This is a genomic window from Parabacteroides sp. AM58-2XD, from assembly GCF_003463685.1.
Classification (GTDB): domain Bacteria; phylum Bacteroidota; class Bacteroidia; order Bacteroidales; family Tannerellaceae; genus Parabacteroides; species Parabacteroides segnis.
The window spans coordinates 1-23,927 of sequence record NZ_QSDP01000100.1 but is presented as its reverse complement, the minus strand read 5'-3'; the positions used below and the strand labels follow the sequence as shown (position 1 = coordinate 23,927).

The window sequence follows — 23,927 nt, the reverse complement described above, 5'->3', positions numbered from 1 at the left end:
TTTTTCTCCTTAAACGGAGACATATCAAATAAATTCATATTCTTCAATATATAAACCATATTTTCAAGAGGCGTTTTGCATTCCTCTTCTCTTAGATTGAACAGATCGAACGACAGATAAATCTGTTTCAGTTTGACCTCGCCAAAAGTTTTACCTGTCGCCTCATTGGCCAGCACCACATCGGTGCGCCAACTCTGAAATTCAAGCAGACTAAAGTTCAACAGGTAGATGCCATATACCGGAAGCAAGCTATACATCCAGTCTGCTCCGCTCTCTCCCTGACGGGAGATCATTCGACAAATGTAATAAAATCCGCGGTTAAAGAAATAATGTTGGGGACAATTCTGTTTCGAGTATAAATTTACTTCCGTCCGCATCTTCACAAAGGAGATCGAAGATCACCGTGCGCTGTTCTATTACTTCCGGTTGGATTTCTTTATCGAGATAGATCAGGTCTTTCACCTGGCGTTCGCCCTCGAGCGTGGCGTTGATAAAGTCGATTGCTACTTGCTTTTCACCGAATACGGTTTTAAAAGCCTTGTCGAGCATGATGTTCACATACTTTTCCATAAGTCAATAGTTTTAGTTGTTTTATTACCCGATAGCAGGTAACGGGACAAATGTAGCCAATATTTTATTTAATCCAAACAGAGAAGGGGATTATTTAATTCAGGCGTAGAAAAATGTTTCACATTTTTCAGTTGTAAGTTGTAACCAAATTGCCGAACTTGCGTCCATAAGGTAGGATGGAGTTGTATAGCGACGCATATTACATAGAAAGAGTACAAGCGGGAGATACAGGATGCTTTGCCTGTCTGCTCGATAGATACAGTCGTCCGGTTCATTCGTTAATCCTTAAAATGGTACATAGTAAGGAAGACGCGGAAGAACTGGCGCAAGATGTATTTATGAAGGTCTTTCGTAATTTGTCGTCTTTCAAGGGCGATTGTAGTTTCTCCACCTGGATTTACCGGATTGCCTATAACACGGCTATTTCGGAATTGCGCAGGAAGAGACAGGAATTTGTCGCCATTGAAGAATCGCAGATCAGCAATGTATCGGAAGAAGAGGTCAGCGAGATGTTGGGACGTACTTCGACGACTGAACAACTCGATAAACTGGAGGCAGCCCTCGAACAACTTCCCCCGGACGAAAGGGCACTGATACTGCTCTTTTATATGAAAGAGAAAACGGTGGACGAACTGACCGTGATAACCGGTCTTGGAGCATCCAATATCAAAGTGAAGTTACACCGCATACGGAAAAAGTTATTTGTATTAATTAAAGGAATGGAGGAAAATTAAATATGGACAGCAACAAAAAGAATCCTGATATACTGGAAAGCCTGTTCAGGCAAATGCCGGAAGAAGAGTTGCCCGCATCATTCCGTCTGAATGTGATGCAGCAGATTGCCAAAGAGACCGTCAAGGTTAAGAAACGGAACGAATGGTTCGGGTTGGCTGCTGTCATTGTGGCTTCGCTGGGGATGCTGGGGATGGCTGCCGCTTTCCTCTTCTACATGGATTTTCCACAAATAACCGTGCCGAAAATAACATGGCCGAAAATCGACCTCCCCATCTTTAGTTTTTATTTTTATATCGGAATACTAACGTTGTTCCTGCTGTTCCTTGACTATAAGCTGAGGAAGGTATTTCGCAAGGATGAGTAAAGACGAAACGGGCCCCGTTCTCGTAGGTGGGATCAATGGAAAGAGTTCCGCCCAAATGGTCTGCGATCAGTGTACAGATAGATAACCCCAGACCGGCACCGGATTTATAGTCGTCCAGTTTTTCAAAACGCTGGAAAACGGCGGACTGTTTCTCTTTCGGTATGCCACAACCGGTATCGGTCACAGAGATACGCACTTGTTTACCTCCTTCTTCGACTTTATAAGCCAGGTTGATTTCTCCTTCCTGCGTAAACTTGGCGGAGTTTGTCAGCAGATTGGTCAGGATTTGTTGTAAGCGCAACGTATCGGTATGAAGTATTACGGGAATGGTATCCGGGGTAAAAGTCAACTCCACTCCGTCCGGTATCCGGTGGCAAATACTGTCCAGGGCACTTTGACAACATTCAATTAACGGGTAATCATCAAATTTGAAGTTCAGATCGCCGGTTTCCATACGTGACAGGTCGAGTACATCGTTCACCAGGTTCAGCAACTGCTCCGTGTTATTATGGATAACGGAAGCATATTCCTCCCGTTCTTCGGGTTCAGTCGAGTCATCAACCAACAGGCCTGAAAAACCGACAATCGCATTCAAAGGCGTACGTATCTCATGACTCATATTGGCAATGAAAGCACTCTTCATCCGGCTGGCTTCTTCGGCCTTTACTCTTTCCTGTTTCAGATTATTCCTGGATTCCAGCAGGGATTGTTTCTCCTTCAACAGTTCGTTTTTCAGCCGACGCGCCCGCTGGTAATACCAGAAGAGAACATAAGAAAGATACAACAGGATAAGGGCCACGACAGTAAAGAAAAGAAGCAATTGCTGTTTTTGCTCCATACGTTCGCTGTTCAGTTGCATTTCGTGTTCCTGCTCCTGTCGCTCGTTCAGTTCGTGCAAAGTGCGAAGCTGGTTGATCTGCCGAAAGAAAGTCTCCTTATTCCGCTGTGAGTTCAGTTCATATAATTTATCATACAGTGTCAGAGCCTCGTCCGGACGGCCTTGTTCCTGCAATATATCCGCTTTAAACTGCAAGTCTGCCTGGATACATTCTGTCTTAAAGACTTCATCTATATATTTAATGGCAAGCGGGATATTGCCGATTTCCCTGTAATAGTGCGCCAACGCTGCCAGATAGGTATTCTGTACATAATCATCTTCCGTTATGATATTACCGACATATTTTGCGGCTTCCCCCAAAGCCCATTTCGCTTTATCCGGCCTGTGTTCTCTTACATAAAAGTCTGAATAGAAGCAATAAAGCAACCAATAATCTCTACCGGTCTTAACCATCACCCCGTCCCGATGATTCATCTCTTCCACTTCGTCGATCGCTTTTTTATAACGGGCCAGTATCTCTTCTGTTTGTTCGGGAGGACAGACACGGATTGCACATTCTGCCTGATAGGAGGTTATGCGCATCTTCGTATCAGCCCTTGTCTCATCCCGGCAATCGGCTTTCTTCAGCATTTCGAGTCCTTCCTGAAAAGCGACCACCGCATCACTGTCACGCCGTATCGCCTGATAAATCAATCCCAGACTTTCAGAGCAGCGAAGCAAGCCGTACGAATGTTTAAGCTCGCTTGCCAGACGATATTCATTCAAGGCTTCATTCAATGCCAGTTCATAATCATGCGACCACAACAGATCCTGGCAGGAATAACTTTTGACATCAAACAAAACATTCGAATATTCGTTCCGGCTTTTATCGATTGAATCGACCTTCCTGCTCCAGAATAACAAGCTATCGCGATTTCCGTCATTATAATAATAGCGGGACAAACTCCTTAATGCCATATACATGGCCGGAACCGAATCGATTCGTGCCGCTTCCCGATAACAACGTTCAAGCCAGGAAACTTCTTCCGCATGTTGCCCATTTAAAGTAGAAAGACGAAGCAGGGCCGGTATAACCACATGGGGACAGGAGGTTTGTGACAATAATGATTTCAGACTATCTGTTTCATGTGCTACCCGGTCATTGTCCAATCCCGCCCAAAGAGAGAAAGATGAAATGCCACAGCATAAAATCAGTATTACAAACAAACTTTTCCTTTGATATGTAGTCTTCTCTTTCATTTTTTGTTCGGTTGGGATGAAACCTCTTCGGTAAGTTCTAAATTACAGGGATGGACGAATACAAAACGCGCTCCCTTCGTATAAGAAGAATCTATGTATAGCGAACCGCCCAACTGGGCAGCAACAATCTGACAAATAGCCAATCCCAATCCCGTACCTTGTTTAAATTCATCCAGTTTCTCAAAGCGCTCGAATATTTTCCGATGCATTTCAACAGGGATACCGCAACCAGTATCGGTTACAATAAAACGGACAACCCCGTTTCCGGGTCGGTTTCAAAAGAGAGGTCCACTTCGCCTTCGCGAGTAAATTTAACGGCATTCGAAAGCAAATGCCCCAAGAGCTGGTGCATACGGAAACGGTCGGTATTCAGTAGATACGACTCTAAAGAAGAAGAGCAGGTCAGTTTTACTCCGGGTAAAACTTTCTCTTCAAAAGAATCCAGTATCTCATGACAAATCTGCACGGCATCCCATTCCCTTATCGTGAAACTGAAATTACCGGATTCAAGACGTGACAGGTCGAGCACATCATTTATCAAGTTCATCAGCAACTCCGAACTATGGTTGATAGTAGAAGCAAAGGCAATCTTCTCGTCCTCCGGAAAAGAATCATCAACCAGCAACTCGGAAAAGCCGACAATCGCATTGAGCGGTGTGCGTACTTCGTGGCTGATATTGGAGATAAAAACCGTTTTCAACCGGTTAGCCTCAACGGCTTCCTCTTTGACTGCGCGCAATTGTTTCTCTGATTCGACCAGTGAATCTTTTTCGCATAATAATTCATTTTTCAACCGGCGGGTACGGCGATACAAACGATATAGGAGGAAAACAAGGATCAAGAGTATACCGACCGTAACCAAAACATGATAGAGCTGACGCTGTTTGGATGCGATCTGTGCATTCTGATATTCCAGTTCACGCTCTTGATTTTCACTATCGTTCAAATCATTCAGTAGGCGAAGTTGAGCCATCTGACAGTTGAATGCTTTATTATTAATTGCTGCGTTTAACGCCAACAACTTTTTATAAACCAGGATGGCTTCCTGCAATTGTCCGGAGTTACGCAGTACCTGTATTTTCTGGAGCATCATATCCAGATCATCTTCCAACTCCAATGCTTTATCAATCGCCGACAGTGCCTGCCGGTTGATTGTTACCAATTCCTTCAAAACAGCTAGTTTCTCTTCAGGTGTCTTTGCTTCTTGCAGAACATTACGCAGACTATCTGTCCGGACTCTTCCCCGCTCGTTCTGGGAAAATGCGGAAGCAGCGTAAAGTAAAAGAACTACAACACATGCGAATTTTATACCCCTTTTAAACAGACTTTTCGTCTTCATGTATATTTTACTTACGGCGATTGGCAAACTTACAAATAAATATTTATAACGGACGGAATAATCAAAGATATTTTTCTGTAAGTTCTTTTGAATTTCAATCTTTATGCCCATCACCCATGACTATCTTATCGTTTCCGTTTCAGCAAGGATGCGTGAAAATAAACCTGGCCCCTTGCGTATAGCCGGCATCCACACGGATCGTACCTCCCAAAGCCCCGGCTATAGCCTGGCTGATTGAAAGTCCGAGGCCGGTTCCCTGCTTGTATTCATCCACTTTCTCAAAACGTTTGAATATTTGTGTGACTTTGTCGGCAGGTATCCCACAACCGGTATCCGTTACGATCAAATCGACATTCTTTTGCTCCTGCCCGATATGGAATGAAAGGTTTATTTCGCCTGCTTCCGTAAATTTAGCTGCATTGACCAACAGGTTTACCAGCAGTTGTTGCAAGCGTAGCGGATCCGTATTCAATATAAAAGAGGGAACTTCGGGAGTAAAATTCAGAGAAACACCTTCGGCAACCCGGTGACGAATCGTTTCCATCGCGTTCCGGCAACAATCGCCCAGTTCGACAGGGCGAAGGGAGAAACTCAGGCTCCCGGCTTCTATCTGCGAAAGGCATAATACGTCGTTTACCAGATTCAGCAGTAATTCGGTGTTATTACTGATAATAGAAGAAAACTCCTCCTTTTCTTCCTGCGTGCAGGAAGGGTCAGACATCAGGCTGGCAAAACCGACAATAGCATTCAGCGGTGTACGCACCTCATGGCTGATATTGGCTATGAAGGTAGTTTTTGCCTGATTCGCCTCTTCGGCTTTATCTTTTGCAATACGCAGGTTCTTTTCCGATTCAATCAATGCTTCCTTTTCTTGCAGTAACGCATTTTTCAAACGGCGGGTACGGCGGAATGACAAGTAAAGGATATACAATACCAGCAACAAAATAACAGAAACCGACATAGAAAGGATTAGCTGATGTTCTTTTATATTCACATTCATCTGGCTGATCTCCAGCTCTTTCTTCTGTATTTCCTTGTCATTCAGATCATATAATGTACGAAGCTGGTTGATCTGACGGGTAAAGGCCTCGTTATTGATCTTGGAAGTCTCCGAAATTACATCTTTATACGCCTGGATGGCACTAGCAGCATCTCCTGATTCGGATAAGATATCAGCTTTCAATTGGAGGCAATCGGGAGTTTGCCAACTTTCCAGCAGCTGGTCGATATATTTGTGTGCTACGGCATAGTTTCCAACCTCCTTATTATAACGGGCTTGTATATAAAGGTATGCAAATACGGCGAAATCATTACCGATAGTTTCCTTCCCGACAAACGATTCGGCACAATCCAGCGACTTACGTGCTTTTTCAAAATCTTTCCTTTTCAGATAGTATTCCGCATAAAACGAATGCATGATCCAACGATAACGATCTACCGGGTAGATGGCACCGGTATTTTTATTCACCGCCTCCTGCCTGTCGAGCAGATTTTTATATGTAGCCAGCAAGACTCCGGCACTATCCAACTTATTAATGCGTAAAAGCGATTCCAGCTGATAGGAAACCAGGCGGATACTGACTGTCAGGTTTTCTCCTATCTCCTCCTGTTTATCCAGAGCAGCCTGATACACAACGACAGCATCACTGTCTCGGCGGATAGCCTGGTAAATATGCCCCAGGTTCTCTCCGCAACGAATCTGCCCGTAGGTATGATTCCTGCTGCACGCTAGGTTATAGAGACGGATGGCCTCATTCATAGCCAGTTCATAATTCTCCAGCCATAAATGATCCAGGCAAACATAACTGTAGGCTTCGAACAAGCCATCCGAAAGTTCTTTCCGGCTTTTACCGACAGAGTCTATATATTTGGCCCAATAAACGACACTGTCCGATTTATTATCATCATAATAATAGCGGGAAAGATTTGCCGCTGCCGCATATACGGCCTGTACTGAATCGACCCGGTTACCGATATCCAATAATCGATGCAAATAACCGACTTCCTCCGGTTTCTGCCTGTAAAGGTCGGATAATTCTTGTAATGTTTTTATAGCGACATCGGGCGAAGGACTATGAGACAGGATGTCTTTCAGACTATCCAGACGTGTTGCGCGGTTTGTTGCTGCACCCTTTATACATATAAATATACAAAGTATACAAAAGAGACAGAGGGGACCCAGTTTTAGTTGCTGGCGAAAACGAGCTTTATGCATAGTATAGAATAATAAGGTGCAAAGATAATATTTTTTGCCAAAACATATTAATAATCAATGTATCTTGTGAAAGAAAAAGCAAGTGATATAAAGCATAAATTCCAAGGCAAAACTATTGTATATCAGAAAAAAACATTACCTTTGCCCCGATTTTTGAGAGATGACAACATAATGTCTAACTTACTAATTAAAACAAACTTAAGTATTAACAATTAGAGAATGGAAAATTTAAAGAACATTCAGCCGGTTGAAGATTTCAACTGGGACTCCTATGAAAAGGGAGAAACTTACGGTGACGTAAGCAAGGACGACCTTGTAAAAACGTATGACGAAACCCTGAACACTGTAAAGGATAAGGAAGTCGTTATGGGAACCGTTACTGCAATGAACAAACGTGAAGTTGTAGTGAACATCGGTTTCAAATCAGACGGTGTTGTATCAATGGCGGAATTCCGTTACAATCCGGATCTGAAAATTGGTGACGAAGTAGAAGTTTACATCGAAAACCAGGAAGACAAAAAAGGACAGTTGATCCTTTCTCACAAGAAAGCTCGCGCTACACGTTCTTGGGATCGTGTCAACGAAGCTCTTGAAAAAGACGAAATTATCAAAGGTTACATCAAATGTCGTACGAAGGGCGGTATGATCGTTGACGTATTCGGTATCGAAGCATTCTTACCGGGTTCTCAGATCGACGTTAAACCGATCCGCGATTACGATGTATTTGTAGGTAAGACAATGGAATTCAAGATCGTAAAGATCAATCAGGAATTCAAGAACGTTGTTGTATCTCACAAGGCTCTTATCGAAGCAGAGCTTGAAGCACAGAAGAAAGACATTATCTCTAAACTGGAAAAAGGACAGGTTCTGGAAGGAACTGTTAAGAACATCACTTCTTACGGTGTATTCATCGACTTGGGTGGCGTAGACGGTTTGATCCATATCACAGACCTTTCCTGGGGCCGTGTTTCTCATCCGGAAGAAATCGTTCAGCTTGATCAGAAGATCAATGTTGTTATCCTTGACTTCGATGACGAAAAGAAACGTATCGCTCTCGGCTTGAAACAACTGACTCCGCATCCTTGGGATGCTTTGGATCCGGACTTGAAAGTAGGTGACAAAGTGAAAGGTAAAGTGGTTGTTATGGCTGACTACGGCGCATTCATCGAAATCGCTGCCGGCGTAGAAGGTTTGATCCACGTATCAGAAATGAGCTGGACTCAGCACCTGCGCAGTGCTCAGGACTTCATGAAGGTTGGTGACGAAATCGAAGCAGTTATCCTGACTTTGGATCGTGACGAACGTAAGATGTCTCTGGGTATCAAACAGCTGAAAGCTGACCCATGGGAAGATATCGAATCTCGCTTCCCGGTTGGTTCACGCCACACAGCTAAAGTTCGTAACTTCACTAACTTCGGTGTATTCGTAGAAATCGAAGAAGGCGTAGACGGCTTAATCCACATCTCTGACCTTTCTTGGACTAAAAAGATCAAACACCCGAGCGAATTCACTCAAATCGGTGCAGAAATCGAAGTTCAGGTACTGGAAATCGACAAAGAAAACCGTCGTTTGAGCTTAGGCCACAAACAACTGGAAGAAAATCCTTGGGATGTATTTGAAACTATCTTCACAGTAGGTTCAATCCACGAAGGAACAATCATCGAAGTACTTGACAAGGGTGCTGTCGTATCTTTGCCTTATGGTGTAGAAGGTTTCGCAACTCCGAAACACCTGGTAAAAGAAGACGGTTCTCAGGCTGCTGTAGACGAAAAACTACAGTTTAAGGTAATCGAATTCAACAAAGAAGCAAAACGTATCATCCTTTCTCACAGCCGCATCTTCGAAGATGAACAGAAGGGTGCTAAGAAAGATGCTCCTGCTGGTGACAAAAAACCGTCAGCAAGACGCAACAACAAGAACGAAGAAGGTTCTGGAATGGTAACCGGTCCGGTTGAAAAGACTACACTGGGTGACATTGAAGAACTGGCTGCTTTGAAAGAAAAACTTTCAGGTAAATAATCAGTATCACTGATAACCGATATAAAGGAGTTGTTTTTTCGAAAACAACTCCTTTTTCTTTATTTCCTTCCCCTATTCACTCACTCAATAATGAAAGGCTATATATTTGTTGACTTTCATCTATTTTTACTCCTGATAAGTTTGCGTATTTTAAATTAATTACAGAACTTTGTTGAAGTTACTTGAATATTATGATCATGGACGAAAACATAACAAACAAAGGCATCACTATCCTCATCGCAGAAGATGAAGAAAGTAATTTCTTATTATTAAAAACAATTCTGAAAAAGCATTGTAACGTACTTCATGCTAAAACGGGAGTAGAGTTATTGGATATCTATAAGGAGCAACATGCAGATCTGATCCTTCTGGATATTAAAATGCCGGAAATGAACGGGATTGATGCATTAAAGGAAATCCGGAAATTTGATCAGGACATACCTATCATCATGCAATCGGCTTATGCCTTTGAGAATGACATGGAAGCTGCCCGCCAGGCCGGAAGCAACGGGTTTGTAACCAAACCTATCAACATCAAGGAGCTCAAAAGCGTTCTCTCCAGCTTCTTACCGCAGTTGACATGGTAATTTCTTCGAAAATACAAAATAAAAAAGGAGATGCTTATTACAAGTATCTCCTTCTTATTTTAAATAAACGTTTACCTACTCATTAGCAGCTTCTGCTTTTTCGCATTCAGCTGCCTGTTCTTGTGCACCATAATAAGCACAATCTTCACCAATACCGATAAGCTGATTGATTGCATGTCTCTTATCCAAATCTGTGAAATAAGTTTCAACGACTTTATAAATATCGAAACCTCCCGTCGATCCGGCTGCCAGATTCAATGACTCTACCATTTTCTTAGCTGCATTGTGAATTTCTTTTTTGTCAATAAGATGCAACTCATTGCTGTGAATTAGATTCTTTCCCATGATGTTTGACTTTAAAGTTATACTCGCTTTTATTAATAACTACAGAATAAACAAGTTACTTCTACTTGCTGTTTCTTTACAGCTTTAAATATACAAACATCTTCTTATTTTCATACAATTTCATCCCTTTAATTTCATAGAATCTTCAAATTATCCTAAAGTACGGATATTTTCAACGTTTCGCCATCCCGAATAAAGGTTTGGCCGGGTACGAGAAAACGATGGTGACGTTCAAAAGAAATAACAAGATTTTTTATGAAATAACAATGAACAATATACCATAAACAATGGTTTTTATAAATTATAGGGGCATTGTCTGTAACAAAAAATGTCAATACACGTTCCATATTTCTTCATTGTCACACCATATTTCCACTACCTGAATATCATAAAGAACGATGTTTTAACTTTATACACAAAATATTATAGGGTGATGTCTTTAAATGAAAACAAATTGCATGTAGGAAATAATGACACCATTGATTCTATAAAAAATGATTTAACTATCTATGAGGATGTCAAACAAATTCCTATAACTCCGTATCCGTCATATATACAATACGGACTGGTTATGCTTTGCTCTGAAGGGAGTGCTAGAGTTAAAGTTCATACACATGAACATTTGCTTATAAATAAAGAACTTATCATTCTTCTACCTGGCAACTCGTCTCAATAAACGAGATAAGTCCTGATTTTAAGATAAGCGCTTTTTCCATATCACAATCCTTATTTAATGATGTATTAAGCGGCATTCATAGATTTTCGCCACATTTCTTTATTTATATGCGAAATCATTTCCACTATAAATTAGTAGAAAGCGAGAGCATTAATTTTGAAAATTATTATAATCTGGTTTGTACCAAAGCCAGATCTGCCTCCAACCTGTATCCCCGGGAATCTGTGATTCATGTATTACGCATCCTCTATCTGGACCTGTACAATACATACAAAATCAGTTCTCTCCCCTATATTCCAACAATGGACATGCATAAAAAAGAGCTTGCAGACAAATTCTTTTATCTGATTATGCAACATTACAAAGAGAACAGGGAGGTCGCATTCTATGCTAAAGAACTATGTATTACTCCTAAATATCTGACAACGATAATAAAAGCTGTCAGCGGAAAATCAGCGAAAGACTGGATACTGGAATATATCATACTGGAAATAAAAGCACTATTGAGAGATTCTTCTCTTAATATCCAAGAGATTGTTGTAAAAACAAATTTCGCCAATCAATCTTCTCTTGGACGGTTCTTCCGTAAACACACTGGTATGTCTCCTTCCGAATACAGAAGAAGCATGATGGAAACATATTATTAATATTAAACAACATATCTAATAACTAATAAAATAAAGTCATGAACAGAAGTCAACTAATCAATGAATTAGCAACAAAAACAAATCTCAATAAACGGGATGTAACAACCATTCTCGACGCTTTTACCGAAATGGTTGCAGAAAAAACAAAGGCAGGCGACCGTGTTTTCATTCCCGGTTTCGGTTCATTCAAACCACGTCTGCAAACAAGCCGTCCGGCAAGAAACCCCAGAAACGGCGATGTTATTCAACTTACACCGCGAACGATTGTACATTTCAAATGTGCGTCTCTCTTAATAGAGAAAATGAACGAAAAATAAATGAAAAAAAGGGCTTATTTCAAAATAAGTCCTTTTTTTATTACGATTTGTCATACTTATCGATTAAAAAGTATCTTTGCAGCCACAGAATAACATGAAAAGGTATTATGACAGAGCAAGAGATCAGAAGATATTTACGACAGATGAAGGAAGAAGACTCCCAGACTGCCTTGCAGAAGTTCTATGATCTATGCTTTGACCGTTTTTTCCGTATTGCTTATTACTACCTGAAACGGGAAGAATGGGCGCAGGAAGTTGTACTCGACGTATTCATGAAAATCTGGGAAAAGCGAAAGTCACTACAAACGATAGTCAATCTGGAAGATTATTTCTTTATCACAGTAAAAAATGCCGCACTGAATTACCTGGCAAAAGAAGAACGGCAAAAACAGATTACCGAGATAATAGCCGATAAGATAGCCGACCAGGAAAATTCACCGGAAGAAATCTTTATCAACGAAGAACTTTTTTCCCACTATGTCAAAGCACTGGACCGTCTACCGGAAAAATGCCGGGAGATATTTATCCGCATACGGGAAGAAAAACAAAGCTATGCACAAGTCGCTAAAGAACTAAAAATCAGCATCAATACAGTTGACGTACAATTACAAAAGGCTGTAACCCGACTACGAGATATGTTATCACGCTACCTGAAGCCAGACAAGAACGGATCATAATCTTAACTTATTTTTACCAAATCGACATAGTGAGTTCCAGCGTACATCTCTGTCTTTATTTATGAAAACAATAATTAAACAGATAAAGAAAGGATGACACCTGAAAACAACAACTTTGATAAGATTCTGGAACAACTGGTTGCCTCTACCCGTTCACCGAGAGGACGCTTCTCCGCTAAAAACAGTTGGAAAATACTGGAAAGGCGTATCTCTCCTACCAGTGGAAAAATAAAATTACTCCGTATCGCAGGAAGCGTTGCAGCCTCCATACTCATCTGCCTAGCCAGTTGGTATACATATGATTATATCCAATCGGGCACCATACAGACTATTTCTACCCTGGCTGAAATACGGGACATTACACTACCCGACCAGTCTGTTGTCACCCTGAACCGTTACTCTACACTTAGCTTTCCTTCCCGTTTCAGGGGAGCCAAAAGAGAAGTCCGGTTAACAGGAGAAGCCTATTTCGATGTAGAAAAAGATACCAGGCACCCATTTATTGTAAAAGCAGAGTCCGTAAACGTACAGGTACTGGGAACCCAATTCAATGTGGAAGCCTATCCCGAAGACCCCGAAATAAAAACTACCCTAATCGAGGTTCCGTTGCCGTCAGCATACCGGAAGAAAACCGGCGAATTGTGCTTTCCCCCAACGAAAGTGCCATCTATAACCGGTTACAGAAAAGTTTGCAACATGAAATAAATCCAAAAAGCAACAACGATATTGTCTGGCGAAACGGCCATTTCCTATTCGATTACCTGCCATTGCAGGAAATAACCCGGCAGCTTTCACATGCATTCAATATAAAAATAGAAATTACCGATCCCGAACTCCGGAATTACCATATACGGGCCAACTTCACCAACGGCGAAAGCCTGGAAGAAATGCTCGAATTATTAAAAGAAGCTGGTAATTTTAATTACACAATAACAAACAATACTATCATTATCAACACTAAGCTTTAGTATATTATGAACTATTCCATACATTACCCGCTTTTCCGCATCAGCCTCATATGTCTCTTGTGGGTTATTTTCGGGAGAACTCCTCTTGATGCCCAAAATAAAGACACATTATTAAATTTCAGTATCCGGAATGCTGCTTTAGAGAAATTCGCAAAGCAGTTGGAGGATTCTACCGGTTTCTCTTTCATCTACGGAGAAAAGATACAGCTTAAAAAGCCTGTAACCCTGGATATGACTCAATCCCCTATCACGGATATTCTACACAGGGCTTTCGAAAACGAAGCAATCGATTTTAAGATCTCGGGAAAATATATCTTATTAGATAAACGGAAAACATCCGTTAACCGCAAATATACAATCAGCGGCTATGTTACAGACGGGATATCATCGGAAACACTGATCGGTACGAATATCTTTGAACAAAACAGAAGGATAGGAACTTCAACCAACCCTTTCGGATTTTATAGCATTACGCTTCCCGAAGGAGATGCAGCACTTTCATTCTCCTACCTTGGTTATGCCACTCAAATATGCCGGTTCCGGTTGGAAAAGGATACCTTGCTGAATATCCGGTTACTGACCGACAATCAGTTAGAGGAAGTAGTCGTCCTGTCTAACAAAAGAGAAACCGGGATCCATGCCACTGCGATGAGTGCCCTTGATGTCCCGATGAAACAAATCCGCAATACCCCTGTTGTTCTGGGAGAAGCCGATTTACTGAAGACAATCCAGCTGTTACCCGGCGTACAGGCAGGTATGGAAGGATTCAGCGGTTTGCATGTGCGTGGCGGCGGACCGGACCAGAACCTGATCCTGCTGGATGGTATTCCGATCTACAATGCAGATCACCTGCTGGGCGTATTCTCGATCTTCACCCCGGAGGCCATGAAAAAAGTGACTCTCTTCAAAGGCTCCTTTCCTGCCCGTTATGGCGGACGATTATCGTCTATCATTGATATCCGCACCAATGACGGCGATATGCAAAATTATCATGGAACGATCAGTGTCGGCCTGCTGACCAGCAAGCTGCATTTTGAAGGACCGATCATAAAAAATAAAACTTCTTTCTGTCTGACAGGACGCCGCACCTATCTGGACCTGGTGGCCAGACCTTTTCTGCCGGAAGATAAAAAATACAACTATTACTTCTATGATATCAATGCAAAAGTAAACCATAAGTTCTCCGACAAGAGCCGACTCTTCCTCAGCTTTTATAAAGGAAAAGACCATTATGATTACAAACGGGATAAGGAATACGACGGCTATGACGATGGTCCGCGTCTGTATTTCTATAACAGCAAAATCGACATCAACTGGGGAAATACTATTGCAGCCGGACGCTGGAATTATGTGTTCAACAATAAGTTGTTCAGTAACACGACTGTAGCATACAACCATTATCAGATGTCAATGGCTGACAGTTATAAAAAGGAAGCCACCGGAACCGAGAAAAAGACCAATGCCGATCCCATGCATAACGAAACCTATACATATAATTCCGATTACCGGTCAGGGATACATGATGTTAGCATCCAGGCAGATTTCGACTATACGCCTGCCCCGAACCATCATATCAAATTCGGCGGCTCTTATCTGAATCATACGTTCCGTCCGGAGGTCACAACCTCAAATGTGAGAGAAGCAGAAAACGGATCAGTAGCACAAGATACCGTCTATAAAGATTCTTCTAACAGTAATCTGCATGGCCATGAATGCGCTTTGTATGCAGAAGATGACTTCAACATAGGTACCCGGTTAAGTATTAATGCAGGTATACATCTTTCCTTGTTTTACACCCAGGGGAAAGGTTATTTCTCAGCACAACCCCGCCTGTCCGCCCGCTACCGCCTGAACAAGGACTATGCAATAAAAGGTTCATTTACTCAAATGGAACAGTACGTACATTTATTATCGTCGTCAGCCATCTCACTACCAACTGATTTATGGGTACCTGTTACTCAAAATATCCGCCCGATGCGGTCATTTCAATATGCTGCCGGGGGATACTATACAGGGATAAAAGGATGGGAGCTGTCGCTGGAAGGTTATTATAAAGATATGCATAATGTTCTGGAATATCAGGATGGTGCCTCTTTCTTCGGAACCTCAGGAGGATGGCAGGAAAAAGTGGAAATGGGCCGCGGACGTTCTTTCGGGCTGGAAATACTTGCGCAAAAAACATTGGGAAAAACAACCGGTTGGCTGGCCTATACAATTGCCAAAAGTGACCGCCAGTTCAAAGACGGCAGCATCAACTACGGAGAACGTTTCCCCTATAAATATGACCGTCGCCACAATATAAATTTTTGTGTGAACCATCAGTTCAGTGAACGGTTCGATATTGGACTCACCTGGATATTTAACACCGGAGGGGCAGCAACATTAGCCGAACAGCGTACCGGGACAATAAACGGAAACTTGCTCGATTATATCGAACACCGCAACAATTACCGGTTACCCGTCAGTCATCGATTGAACCTGGGAGTTAACTTCCATAAAAAAGTACGCCGGGGCACACACACCTGGAATATATCTGTCTACAATGCCTATAATGCCATGACTCCCAATTTGATCTATCTGGAAGAAGAATACATCGGACAAGAACATATTGGAGAAGGAGGTGTGCCTGAAACAACTTGGAAAAGGAAAACAAGGTTGATCAAACAGACATTATTACCCTGTATACCTTCCGTCACTTATACATTTAAATTCTAAAACAGAAAATGACATGAAAAAGAATTTATCCTATCTATTATTCATACTCTATACATCTCTTTTCTCAGCTTGTGAGAACGAGATACCCTTCCGAAGCAAAATTCAAAAGCCCCAACTGCTCATGAATGCCTTTCTGGAGGCCGAAAAAGAAGAGAATCAGGTTTACCTGCATATCATTGATGACGAAACAACAACATTAGTGAGCGATGGAGCCGTCACGATCTATGTCAACGGAGAGAAGAAAGAAGTTGCTGAAGCCGAATTGATCTCCGCCAGTTATAATGACTCTACAAAATACTGCCGCGTGAAAACCCGGTTTCTCCCCGGCGATCTGGTACGCCTGGAAGCAGCTGCGGAAAACGGGCAATATCACGCCTGGGTTGAAGTAAAAATACCCCAACCGATCGAAAAGATTATACGGGTAGATACCCTTCTGACTAAAATTAAAATAGGATATTATATGGATAACTGCATCCGGTACAGAATCACATTCAACGACCGACCCGGAGAAAAGAACTATTATCAACTGCGCATCCAGGAAAACACTTACCGGACATATCCGGAGGAGGGAACAACATACGGACCGGAAATCATGTATTTGGATATAATCAATCAAGAAGATATCGTGTTGACCGATGGTCATCTCAGTACTGCCGATGATGAAGAATTCGGTATCCTTGATATGACCGTCCAAAATGTAAACAATGTATTCACCGACAGTCGTTTCGAAAATGGATCTTACACGCTTAACGTATATACCCGCTACTATGATCACAAGAATATGGACGAAAAGCTGCTTGTAGAGACAGATGCCGTCATCCGGCTACTCTGTATCACCCAGACAGACTATCGGTATATGCGTGCCATGAACTGCCTTGAGTCGGGAAACTATAACGAAACCTTTATGGAACCGGTCATTATACCTCAAAACGTTGTCGGCGGATTAGGGTTTGTCGGTGCCAGCTCCGAAAAACAAATGACGATTCGTATCCTGACCCGCCCGCCGTTGTGGTAAATAACAGTCACTGGAAATTCATTCCCCAAGTCCAATAATAGCAAAATAGTTAAAGAGAAGTTCACCACAAAGGCTACCAAACCGGTACATATCACAATTAAGGATTATAAAAAAAGGAGATAAGTTTTAAACTTAACTCCTTTATGCTCAGCAAATGTCGGGGTGAGAAGATTCGACTTCCGACCACACGCCCCCCAGACGCGTACTCTAACCGGGCTGAGCTACACCCCGTTTTCTTTACGGCTGCAAAGGTAATATTTTTCCTTTATACACCAAAACTTTCGCGGTAAAAATCTAACGACTCCAGGATTTTTTCCTTTGTCACTGCCTGATTTATCTGAACCTCACCGATTTTAGACAAAAGGGTAAAGTTGATTATACCACCTTCATTCTTCTTATCATGGGTCATCAGTTCATATAAAGTTTCGTATTCTTTGCAATCAAAGACGAAAGCCGGATAATATTCTTTGATATACTGGATAACCTGGCTCAGATTGCTCGAAGGGAAACCGCATAGCTTGTGGGACAGGTATAACTCGCTCACGATACCGGCAGCCACCGCATGACCGTGCAATAGAGGACGGTTCTTTTTGAAAGAAAGACTTTCGTAGGCATGTCCAATCGTATGGCCGAAGTTCAAAGCCTTGCGGATACCGTGTTCTTTCGGGTCCTCTGCCACGATACGTTCCTTAACGGCAACCGATTGCGCCACCATCTTATTCAGGAATGCATAATCCATCTTCTGGTCGAGGTCGAACAACATAACTGTCGCATAGGTATCCATCGAACTGATCAGCGCATGTTTAATCATTTCCGCATAGCCGGATAACAGGTTATCCCTATCCAGCGTACGAAGAAATTCACAATCGATAAACACGCATTCCGGCGGATAGAAAGAACCTATTTCGTTCTTTAATCCGTTGAAATTAATACCGGTCTTACCTCCCACGGCAGCATCGACCGAGGCCATCAGTGTTGTAGGGATATTGACCGTCTTCAACCCGCGCTTGAAAGTAGCACCGGCAAAACCGCCCATATCCGTCACCATACCACCACCCAGGTTCACCAACAGCGAGTTACGGGAAGCCCCTTCATTGGAAAGGCGCATCCAGATATTCGACAAGGCCTCCAAGCCTTTATGCGTATCGCCGGCATCGACAATTATTACCGGAGCCTCTTTGATTGCCGGCACATCCTGTATCAGCGGATAACACTTTTCCTGTGTATTTGTATCGGTAAGAATAAACAGTTTATCGTAATTCAGTGCAGCAAGGAATGCCTGTAAATCAGCTTTCAAGTCCTTACTGATCACTACTTTTTGTTCGGCCATATATTTTATTATTTTGCTTCTTAGGTTACAAAGGTATTATTTGTTATTCGATTATCAAAGAAGAAGGCAAGAGAGTTCTCCTGCCTTCTTTCATAAAAATAGTGTGTTTATAGGTTTAGGTCTTAATAAGAATTCTTTATAATAGTTGCACTTAAAGACTCATCTCCATCCACGATTTTATCGTCACCATTGAAAGTACGGAGCTTCCAGAAATAATAGCAATCGGCGCCGCTGCCCACAACACAGAAGACACCAATAAAAAAGCAGACATCATTTCCTGTACAAAGACCATGTATAAAAGGAAGTAAACCAATTAGAACAAACGGAGTCAGCAACGCTATCCGGTAATATTTCAAAAGTAGCGGTTTCTTCACCAGAAATCCTAATGTCTTCCAGTCCGTGTTCCAATGGAGCGCCCGGCGATCTTTTCCGGTAAACCAATACAGCAGACCATATTGAAGCAAGGTATATACTATATAACAAAGAGCCATAATAATTGTACCTTTTATAGATAAAGCCTGTAGCCTGACAGTGTTTCCCAGTTCATATCCGGCGCCATAACTCGAGCCATCTCCCCAAATATAGTTGAACAATATAACTCCGCCTACGACAAAAAAGAACAGATTGAGCAATATCGTTATATTTGCCCGGGCCGCACTCACTTTCACTTCTACCCCTTCCGGGTGAGAATATTCTTCCAAATTCTTTTCTTTTGTTTCCATATCGTTTGTTTTTATTTGATTTCTATACCGCAAAGATACAGGGGAGTAAAGAAACAGAATGTTATCTCAACGTTATCTTTACGTTAAGATAAAAAGGGAGGATGCCGGAAAAACGAAAATGCCTATCTTTGTCAACGAAATCAAAGTATTATGACGAAATCATTCTACATTATATTAACAGCCGCCGCCTCTTTAATTGTCCTTTTCCTGATGGGACAATGGATCGGGCGAAGTTATTCACTGACCAAAGAGCAACTGGCACGACAGATACACGAATCCTTCTGCCACGCCACCGAACGTTACCAAACAAACAAAACAAAAAACCTCCCGACCCTCTTCCGGGAGGAACTCGACAAATACCATCTCGACAAACTGGCATTCCGCATAGATACGGTTTTCCTGAACAGCCCCGATATTGTTCAACGGGAAAGCATCCGCTATTTCACTGATTACAATGACTTATTCAACAAACAACACACTTTTGTTTTTCCAATCAATGACACACAGGGAATACGAGCTTACATAAGAAATCCGCGGGCAGGCTCTATCGGCAAGCTGCTCTACTTTTTCTTCGGAACGACTATTGCACTGGGGATTCTTCTGATCTGTATCCGGAAGCAAATCAAAATTATCAAACAACAGGACGAGATCGCACGAATACGGGAAGACTTCTCCTATGCGATGATCCACGATATGAAAACGCCTCTCAGCTCGATCCTGATGGGTGCCCGTATCCTCCGAAGCGGAAAGCTGGACGGAAAACCGGAGAAGAAAGAGAAATACTTCGACATCCTGGAAGAAGAAGCACAACATCTACTGGCCCTGACTAACAAAGTGCTGACCATCTCCAAGCTGGAACACGGGCAATTACTGCTTGAAAAAAGCCTGATCCCTATCCGCCCGATGTTGGAGGAACTGACACAGTTATTCACTGCCAAGACGAATAAAACCGTCACTTTCCGGTTAAACATAGAAGCGGTAGATATATTTGCAGATGAAGAATATCTGAAAGAGGCTGTCAGCAACCTGATAGACAATGCGATCAAATATTCCGGGGAGTCGGTCGAGATACAAATCACTTCCTGCCGGTATAACCAATTTACACAAATCAAGGTAAAAGACAACGGGATCGGTATTTCCCTTGCTGCACAGAACCATATATTCGACAAGTTCGAACGGGCTTCGATCAACCAGAGCAATGCTGCCGACGGTGTTACAGGTTTCGGCCTGGGACTGAATTATGTCATGAACGTCACCCGCTCGCACGGCGGCTATGTCAGCGTCGAAAGCCAGGAAGGAAAATACAGTGAATTTACCATCTCATTACTAGTATCCACCACAGAAGAAACAACAGTATGATCAAATTATTATTAGTAGAAGACGATGCCAACCTGAGTTATATCATTCAGGGAGGATTGGAAGATATGATAGGCGGTTATGAGGTGATCATCGCCTGCAACGGGAAAGAAGGCCTGGAGAAATACCGGCAGGTAAAACCGGATATTATCGTTGCCGACATCGAAATGCCGGTCATGGACGCTACGAGATGGTGCGCCGTATCCGGGAGACGGACAGAGAGCTCCCGATCCTTTTCTCATCCGCCCGTGTTTCACCGAAAGACGTGGTAAAAGGGTATGAACTGGGAGTGGACAATTATGTCAAAAAGCCTTTCCTGCCGGAAGAACTGGATGCACATGTCCGCGCGTTGCTCCGCATGAAGCAAGGGAATACGGAAAAAGTTAAAAACCAGACATGGACAATAGGCGGATATACCTTGGATCCGGCACAGGCAACCTTGCGCCATATCTCCGGAAGCAACCACTTACTGACACCCCGTGAGAACGGGATACTGGAACTATTATTCCGTAAACCGGGAGAAATTATCCGCCGTGAAATCATTTTAGACAAATTCTGGAATACGGAAGACGATTACTTTGCTTCCCGTAGCCTGGATGTCTTCGTCACTAAGCTCCGCAAACTATTGTCACAAGACGAAAAAGTCAGTATCAAAACGATAAGGGGGACCGGTCTGATGATCACGATATCCTGACCTACCAGACAAGAAGTCAAGGCATTGGCAAATAAATATTCCTGACTTTGAATAATTTCTCATATATTTCCACTAAGTTTAACCCTGATTTTAATCATATATACATCCCATATATTTTTATTATGTCATACTATTAAATTTAAACGAACCATGAAGAAAGTTTTCCTATTCCTGAGTCTCTGCCTGTTGGTCGCGTCATTCGCCAACGATGCCGCCGCGCAGCAACAGAAACCACGTATCGGCGTTGCCGGTATACAAATCGAGAACAGCGTATTTATGCCCAACAGGCAACCGATAGTCGGAAGGCCGCTCACTTTGCCGGATTACCTGAGTCCGGATTCTGCCATGGGGCAGGCGGCAACATGGCTTCCCTCCCTGATGGGCCGTGGCGGTGGCCGCGGACCGGTTACGAAAGAATCATACGACGCCTTCGTCAACGAAGCGCTTGAAATAATAAAGGCGAACATGCCTTACGATGCTTTCTGGTTTTACAATCACGGGGCATGCAGCGTGGATGGAGTAGCCGATCCGGAGGGTGAGTTTATGGAAAAAGTCCGCAGCGTTATCGGTAACGACGTTCTTGTTACGACCACTATGGACCTTCATGGCAATGCATCCTGGCTCGTAGCCCTTAACTCCGACCTGATTACAACTTACCGCAAAGCCCCTCACGATGATTCACGTGAATCGCATCGTCGTGGCGTAGTCAATCTGCTGGATCGACTAGCTCCGGTAAAGGACGTCCAGCTTATAAAGCATGGGTAGCCGTTCCGGTATTAGTTTCCGGAGAATGGTCGAGTACGCGTGCCGAACCTGCCAAATCGCTTTATGCCATGGTTCCCGAAGTTGAAGCAATGCCGGGTGTAATAGATGCAGGTATCTGGATCGGTTATGTATGGGGAGACGACCGGCGCAACCAGGGAGTAGTGATGGTTTACGGTGACGACAAAGCACAGGTAGAAGCAGGCGCAAAGAAACTGGCGCAAAAATTTTGGGATGTCCGCCGTCAGTTCACATTGGAAGCTCCGGGGCATCCGCTCGAAAAATGTCTCGATCTGGCCCTGGCCAGCGACAAGAAGCCTTTCTTTATCAGCGATATGGGTGACAATCCCGGTGGTGGCGGTTCAGGCGAAGTTACATGGACATTAGCCCAGGTATTGAAACGTCCGGAACTTCAATCTCCAAATGGCAAAAGCCTGCTTTACTGTTCTATTCCGGGAAGCGAGATGGTTGAAGCCGCACGCAAGGCTGGTGTAGACGGCCATGCAGAAGGATATGTAGGAGCTATGACGGACAATGCTTATGAACCTCCTGTCTGGTTATCCGGCACGGTAATATATGTCAGCCCCGTTCAGGATCAGAACCAGGTCTCCGAATCCCCATACAGAAGACGCAGCGATATCGCTATTATCAAAACAGGAAGTATTTATGTCGTCGTGGGAACATCTTCTCCCACACCCAACCTGGAAGGTACCGGGATAGATCCCCGTGAAATGGATATTGTAATGGTGAAACAGGGTTACCTGGTAAACCAATGGTATAATATGAAAGCAGACTGGGTGATGGCTCTGACCCGCGGCGGAGTGGATCAGGATTTCAAAAGCATTCCGTATAAGAACATCGTCCGGCCTATGTTCCCATTAGACCCGGATATGCCGGACCCGGAACTGAATGTTATATTTGTTCCCTCGGCAAAACATTTGTACGGAAGATAAACACCTACATAGTTAGTAAGACATAAAAACCGTTCACCTGTCACCTTTTAGTCAATAAACAACTGGAATAAAATACATTAAACGGCAATTATCAGGGTGAATGGTTTGCCAAAAAGGTGAATGGTTACCTGCAACCGTTCACCTTTGCCTACTAACACTTCTCCAATAATAAACTACTCAAAAATCAATAACCTATTAAGACAAAAGAAACAATCAACTGCCTTATTCACCCAGGTCGGTAAGTTTTTCGATAATGGTCAGTAAGCTTAACGACCTACGTCGACAAGCTTAACGACAGCCATCTTTATATTTATAGGTAATATGTTTCAGACTAATAGAAAAGAGATTGATAGTTAGTTTCCAATAGGTTTACTGTTAATATCCGGTATACAAGAAAAAATCAGCAAAGTACTCCGATGATTCGGGACTTTGCTGATTCAATATCTGTGAATAGATTACAATTCGTTTATGTCTTCAACAGACAGGCCGGTGCACTGGGCAATTATCTCAATATTAACTCCCTGATTTTTTAAGTTGGCAGCAATTTGACGTTGTCCTTCGGCTTTTCCTTCAAGTTTGCCTTTTTTCATGCCTTTCACCTCTGCTTCCTCTACCGCATATTCCAGCGTATTGCGCCAGTCACGGTAAATCTTCAGGTTCTCATCGTAAACTGCCCGTTCGTGAGGAGTCATTGCATTCAGGTTTGCTACGTCGAGCAGGCGTTTGAAAGCATCATTTTTCTCCTTAAACGGAGACATATCAAATAAATTCATATTCTTCAATATATAAACCATATTTTCAAGAGGCGTTTTGCATTCCTCTTCTCTTAGATTGAACAGATCGA

19 protein-coding genes, 1 tRNA gene and 4 pseudogenes are annotated in these 23,927 nt (G+C 42.8%); 14 read left to right on the top strand and 10 right to left on the bottom strand.

Going from position 1 to position 23,927, the window contains the following annotated elements; all coding sequences use genetic code 11:
- Window positions 1-570 (bottom strand): annotated as a pseudogene (locus tag DXA15_RS19820) (PD-(D/E)XK nuclease family transposase); the annotation flags it as partial.
- A gap of 176 nt (window positions 571-746) precedes the next feature.
- Between DXA15_RS19820 and DXA15_RS19815 the strand changes: the two are divergent.
- Together DXA15_RS19815 and DXA15_RS19810 are read left to right on the top strand one after the other, a co-directional pair.
- Window positions 747-1,304 (top strand): RNA polymerase sigma factor, encoded by a 558-nt coding sequence (locus DXA15_RS19815; protein WP_010800709.1) that lies wholly within the window; start codon window positions 747-749, stop codon window positions 1,302-1,304.
- Between the two features lie 2 nt (window positions 1,305-1,306).
- Entirely contained in the window at window positions 1,307-1,669 is a 363-nt protein-coding gene (locus tag DXA15_RS19810) for a hypothetical protein (protein WP_009859788.1), read from the top strand.
- On the opposite strand, the gene DXA15_RS19805 is transcribed toward DXA15_RS19810, so the two are convergent.
- The 4 genes from DXA15_RS19805 to DXA15_RS19790 all read right to left on the bottom strand — a co-directional run bounded on the left by DXA15_RS19805 (window position 1,581) and on the right by DXA15_RS19790 (window position 7,300).
- The gene (locus DXA15_RS19805) at window positions 1,581-3,746 is read right to left on the bottom strand and encodes a HAMP domain-containing sensor histidine kinase (protein ID WP_128135177.1); all 2,166 of its coding nucleotides are present in this window, start codon (window positions 3,744-3,746) and stop codon (window positions 1,581-1,583) included. The genes DXA15_RS19810 and DXA15_RS19805 overlap by 89 nt on opposite strands.
- Window positions 3,743-3,955, bottom strand: coding sequence for a HAMP domain-containing sensor histidine kinase (locus tag DXA15_RS19800; RefSeq protein WP_128135176.1), 213 nt, complete (start codon window positions 3,953-3,955; stop codon window positions 3,743-3,745). The genes DXA15_RS19805 and DXA15_RS19800 overlap by 4 nt, the downstream gene beginning before the upstream one ends.
- A 29-nt stretch (window positions 3,956-3,984) precedes the next feature.
- Window positions 3,985-5,085 carry a histidine kinase dimerization/phospho-acceptor domain-containing protein gene (locus tag DXA15_RS19795; protein ID WP_158579684.1) on the bottom strand — a complete coding sequence of 367 codons (1,101 nt, stop codon included), beginning with the start codon at window positions 5,083-5,085 and terminating at the stop codon, window positions 3,985-3,987.
- A gap of 139 nt (window positions 5,086-5,224) precedes the next feature.
- On the bottom strand, window positions 5,225-7,300 hold the full coding sequence (locus DXA15_RS19790) for an ATP-binding protein (RefSeq protein ID WP_128135174.1): 2,076 nt from the start codon (window positions 7,298-7,300) through the stop codon (window positions 5,225-5,227).
- A 219-nt stretch (window positions 7,301-7,519) separates the two neighbouring features.
- Between DXA15_RS19790 and rpsA the strand changes: the two genes are divergently transcribed.
- A complete protein-coding gene (gene rpsA / locus DXA15_RS19785; protein WP_128135173.1) occupies window positions 7,520-9,319 on the top strand; it encodes a 30S ribosomal protein S1 in 1,800 nt (599 codons plus the stop codon).
- A 191-nt stretch (window positions 9,320-9,510) separates the two neighbouring features.
- Entirely contained in the window at window positions 9,511-9,906 is a 396-nt protein-coding gene (locus tag DXA15_RS19780; RefSeq protein WP_128135172.1) for a response regulator, read from the top strand.
- A 75-nt stretch (window positions 9,907-9,981) separates the two neighbouring features.
- On the opposite strand, the gene DXA15_RS19775 is transcribed toward DXA15_RS19780, so the two are convergent.
- A complete protein-coding gene (locus tag DXA15_RS19775) occupies window positions 9,982-10,251 on the bottom strand; it encodes a hypothetical protein (protein WP_009859792.1) in 270 nt (89 codons plus the stop codon).
- Window positions 10,252-10,684: 433 nt separating this feature from the next.
- Between DXA15_RS19775 and DXA15_RS28105 the strand changes: the two are divergent.
- The 6 genes and pseudogenes from DXA15_RS28105 (at window position 10,685) to DXA15_RS19745 (ending at window position 17,266) form a co-directional block, all read left to right on the top strand.
- A pseudogene (locus DXA15_RS28105) lies at window positions 10,685-11,574 on the top strand (helix-turn-helix domain-containing protein).
- 38 nt (window positions 11,575-11,612) lie between these two features.
- Window positions 11,613-11,891, top strand: a complete 279-nt coding sequence (locus DXA15_RS19765) for an HU family DNA-binding protein (RefSeq protein ID WP_128135171.1) — start codon at window positions 11,613-11,615, stop codon at window positions 11,889-11,891.
- A 107-nt stretch (window positions 11,892-11,998) separates the two neighbouring features.
- A complete protein-coding gene (locus DXA15_RS19760; protein WP_128135170.1) occupies window positions 11,999-12,568 on the top strand; it encodes an RNA polymerase sigma-70 factor in 570 nt (189 codons plus the stop codon).
- Between the two features lie 93 nt (window positions 12,569-12,661).
- Window positions 12,662-13,536, top strand: a pseudogene (locus DXA15_RS19755) (FecR family protein).
- A 6-nt stretch (window positions 13,537-13,542) separates the two neighbouring features.
- On the top strand, window positions 13,543-16,251 hold the full coding sequence (locus DXA15_RS19750) for a TonB-dependent receptor (RefSeq protein WP_128135169.1): 2,709 nt from the start codon (window positions 13,543-13,545) through the stop codon (window positions 16,249-16,251).
- A gap of 13 nt (window positions 16,252-16,264) precedes the next feature.
- Window positions 16,265-17,266, top strand: coding sequence for a DUF4249 domain-containing protein (locus tag DXA15_RS19745; RefSeq protein ID WP_128135168.1), 1,002 nt, complete (start codon window positions 16,265-16,267; stop codon window positions 17,264-17,266).
- Window positions 17,267-17,423: 157 nt separating this feature from the next.
- Here DXA15_RS19745 and DXA15_RS19740 read toward each other — a convergent pair.
- From DXA15_RS19740 to DXA15_RS19730, 3 genes are all read right to left on the bottom strand, one after another.
- A tRNA-Pro gene (locus tag DXA15_RS19740) sits at window positions 17,424-17,497 on the bottom strand.
- A 34-nt stretch (window positions 17,498-17,531) separates the two neighbouring features.
- Window positions 17,532-18,596, bottom strand: a complete 1,065-nt coding sequence (gene aroB / locus DXA15_RS19735; RefSeq protein WP_128135167.1) for a 3-dehydroquinate synthase — start codon at window positions 18,594-18,596, stop codon at window positions 17,532-17,534.
- Window positions 18,597-18,718: 122 nt separating this feature from the next.
- Complete coding sequence (locus tag DXA15_RS19730) at window positions 18,719-19,318, bottom strand: DUF3267 domain-containing protein (protein ID WP_128135166.1); 600 nt, start codon at window positions 19,316-19,318, stop codon at window positions 18,719-18,721.
- A gap of 150 nt (window positions 19,319-19,468) precedes the next feature.
- Here DXA15_RS19730 and DXA15_RS19725 point away from each other — a divergent pair, with 150 nt between their 5' ends.
- From DXA15_RS19725 to DXA15_RS27715, 4 genes and pseudogenes are all read left to right on the top strand, one after another.
- Window positions 19,469-20,677, top strand: a complete 1,209-nt coding sequence (locus DXA15_RS19725; protein WP_128135165.1) for a sensor histidine kinase KdpD — start codon at window positions 19,469-19,471, stop codon at window positions 20,675-20,677.
- Window positions 20,674-21,368, top strand: a pseudogene (locus DXA15_RS19720) (response regulator transcription factor). Before DXA15_RS19725 ends, DXA15_RS19720 begins: the two are co-directional and overlap by 4 nt.
- Window positions 21,369-21,518: 150 nt before the next feature.
- Complete coding sequence (locus DXA15_RS27075) at window positions 21,519-22,133, top strand: M81 family metallopeptidase (protein WP_255419987.1); 615 nt, start codon at window positions 21,519-21,521, stop codon at window positions 22,131-22,133.
- Window positions 22,055-23,083, top strand: a complete 1,029-nt coding sequence (locus tag DXA15_RS27715) for a M81 family metallopeptidase (protein WP_255419989.1) — start codon at window positions 22,055-22,057, stop codon at window positions 23,081-23,083. Before DXA15_RS27075 ends, DXA15_RS27715 begins: the two co-directional genes overlap by 79 nt.
- Window positions 23,084-23,538: 455 nt before the next feature.
- On the opposite strand, the gene DXA15_RS19710 is transcribed toward DXA15_RS27715, so the two are convergent.
- On the bottom strand, window positions 23,539-23,927 hold a 389-nt coding region (locus tag DXA15_RS19710), incomplete at its 5' end, for a PD-(D/E)XK nuclease family transposase (RefSeq protein ID WP_233567467.1).

What these genes read in the sequence shown, in the direction of transcription:
- DXA15_RS19805 (WP_128135177.1), bottom strand. Translation starts at nt 3,746, where the DNA reads ATGAAAGAGAAGACTACATATCAAAGGAAAAGTTTGTTTGTAATACTG.
- DXA15_RS19790 (WP_128135174.1), bottom strand. Translation starts at nt 7,300, where the DNA reads ATGCATAAAGCTCGTTTTCGCCAGCAACTAAAACTGGGTCCCCTCTGT.
- DXA15_RS19750 (WP_128135169.1), top strand. Translation starts at nt 13,543, where the DNA reads ATGAACTATTCCATACATTACCCGCTTTTCCGCATCAGCCTCATATGT.
- DXA15_RS19760 (WP_128135170.1), top strand. Translation starts at nt 11,999, where the DNA reads ATGACAGAGCAAGAGATCAGAAGATATTTACGACAGATGAAGGAAGAA.
- aroB (WP_128135167.1), bottom strand. Translation starts at nt 18,596, where the DNA reads ATGGCCGAACAAAAAGTAGTGATCAGTAAGGACTTGAAAGCTGATTTA.
- DXA15_RS19765 (WP_128135171.1), top strand. Translation starts at nt 11,613, where the DNA reads ATGAACAGAAGTCAACTAATCAATGAATTAGCAACAAAAACAAATCTC.
- DXA15_RS19800 (WP_128135176.1), bottom strand. Translation starts at nt 3,955, where the DNA reads ATGCATCGGAAAATATTCGAGCGCTTTGAGAAACTGGATGAATTTAAA.
- DXA15_RS19780 (WP_128135172.1), top strand. Translation starts at nt 9,511, where the DNA reads ATGATCATGGACGAAAACATAACAAACAAAGGCATCACTATCCTCATC.
- DXA15_RS19730 (WP_128135166.1), bottom strand. Translation starts at nt 19,318, where the DNA reads ATGGAAACAAAAGAAAAGAATTTGGAAGAATATTCTCACCCGGAAGGG.
- DXA15_RS19810 (WP_009859788.1), top strand. Translation starts at nt 1,307, where the DNA reads ATGGACAGCAACAAAAAGAATCCTGATATACTGGAAAGCCTGTTCAGG.
- DXA15_RS19775 (WP_009859792.1), bottom strand. Translation starts at nt 10,251, where the DNA reads ATGGGAAAGAATCTAATTCACAGCAATGAGTTGCATCTTATTGACAAA.
- DXA15_RS19795 (WP_158579684.1), bottom strand. Translation starts at nt 5,085, where the DNA reads ATGAAGACGAAAAGTCTGTTTAAAAGGGGTATAAAATTCGCATGTGTT.
- DXA15_RS19745 (WP_128135168.1), top strand. Translation starts at nt 16,265, where the DNA reads ATGAAAAAGAATTTATCCTATCTATTATTCATACTCTATACATCTCTT.
- DXA15_RS19725 (WP_128135165.1), top strand. Translation starts at nt 19,469, where the DNA reads ATGACGAAATCATTCTACATTATATTAACAGCCGCCGCCTCTTTAATT.
- rpsA (WP_128135173.1), top strand. Translation starts at nt 7,520, where the DNA reads ATGGAAAATTTAAAGAACATTCAGCCGGTTGAAGATTTCAACTGGGAC.
- DXA15_RS27075 (WP_255419987.1), top strand. Translation starts at nt 21,519, where the DNA reads ATGAAGAAAGTTTTCCTATTCCTGAGTCTCTGCCTGTTGGTCGCGTCA.
- DXA15_RS19815 (WP_010800709.1), top strand. Translation starts at nt 747, where the DNA reads ATGGAGTTGTATAGCGACGCATATTACATAGAAAGAGTACAAGCGGGA.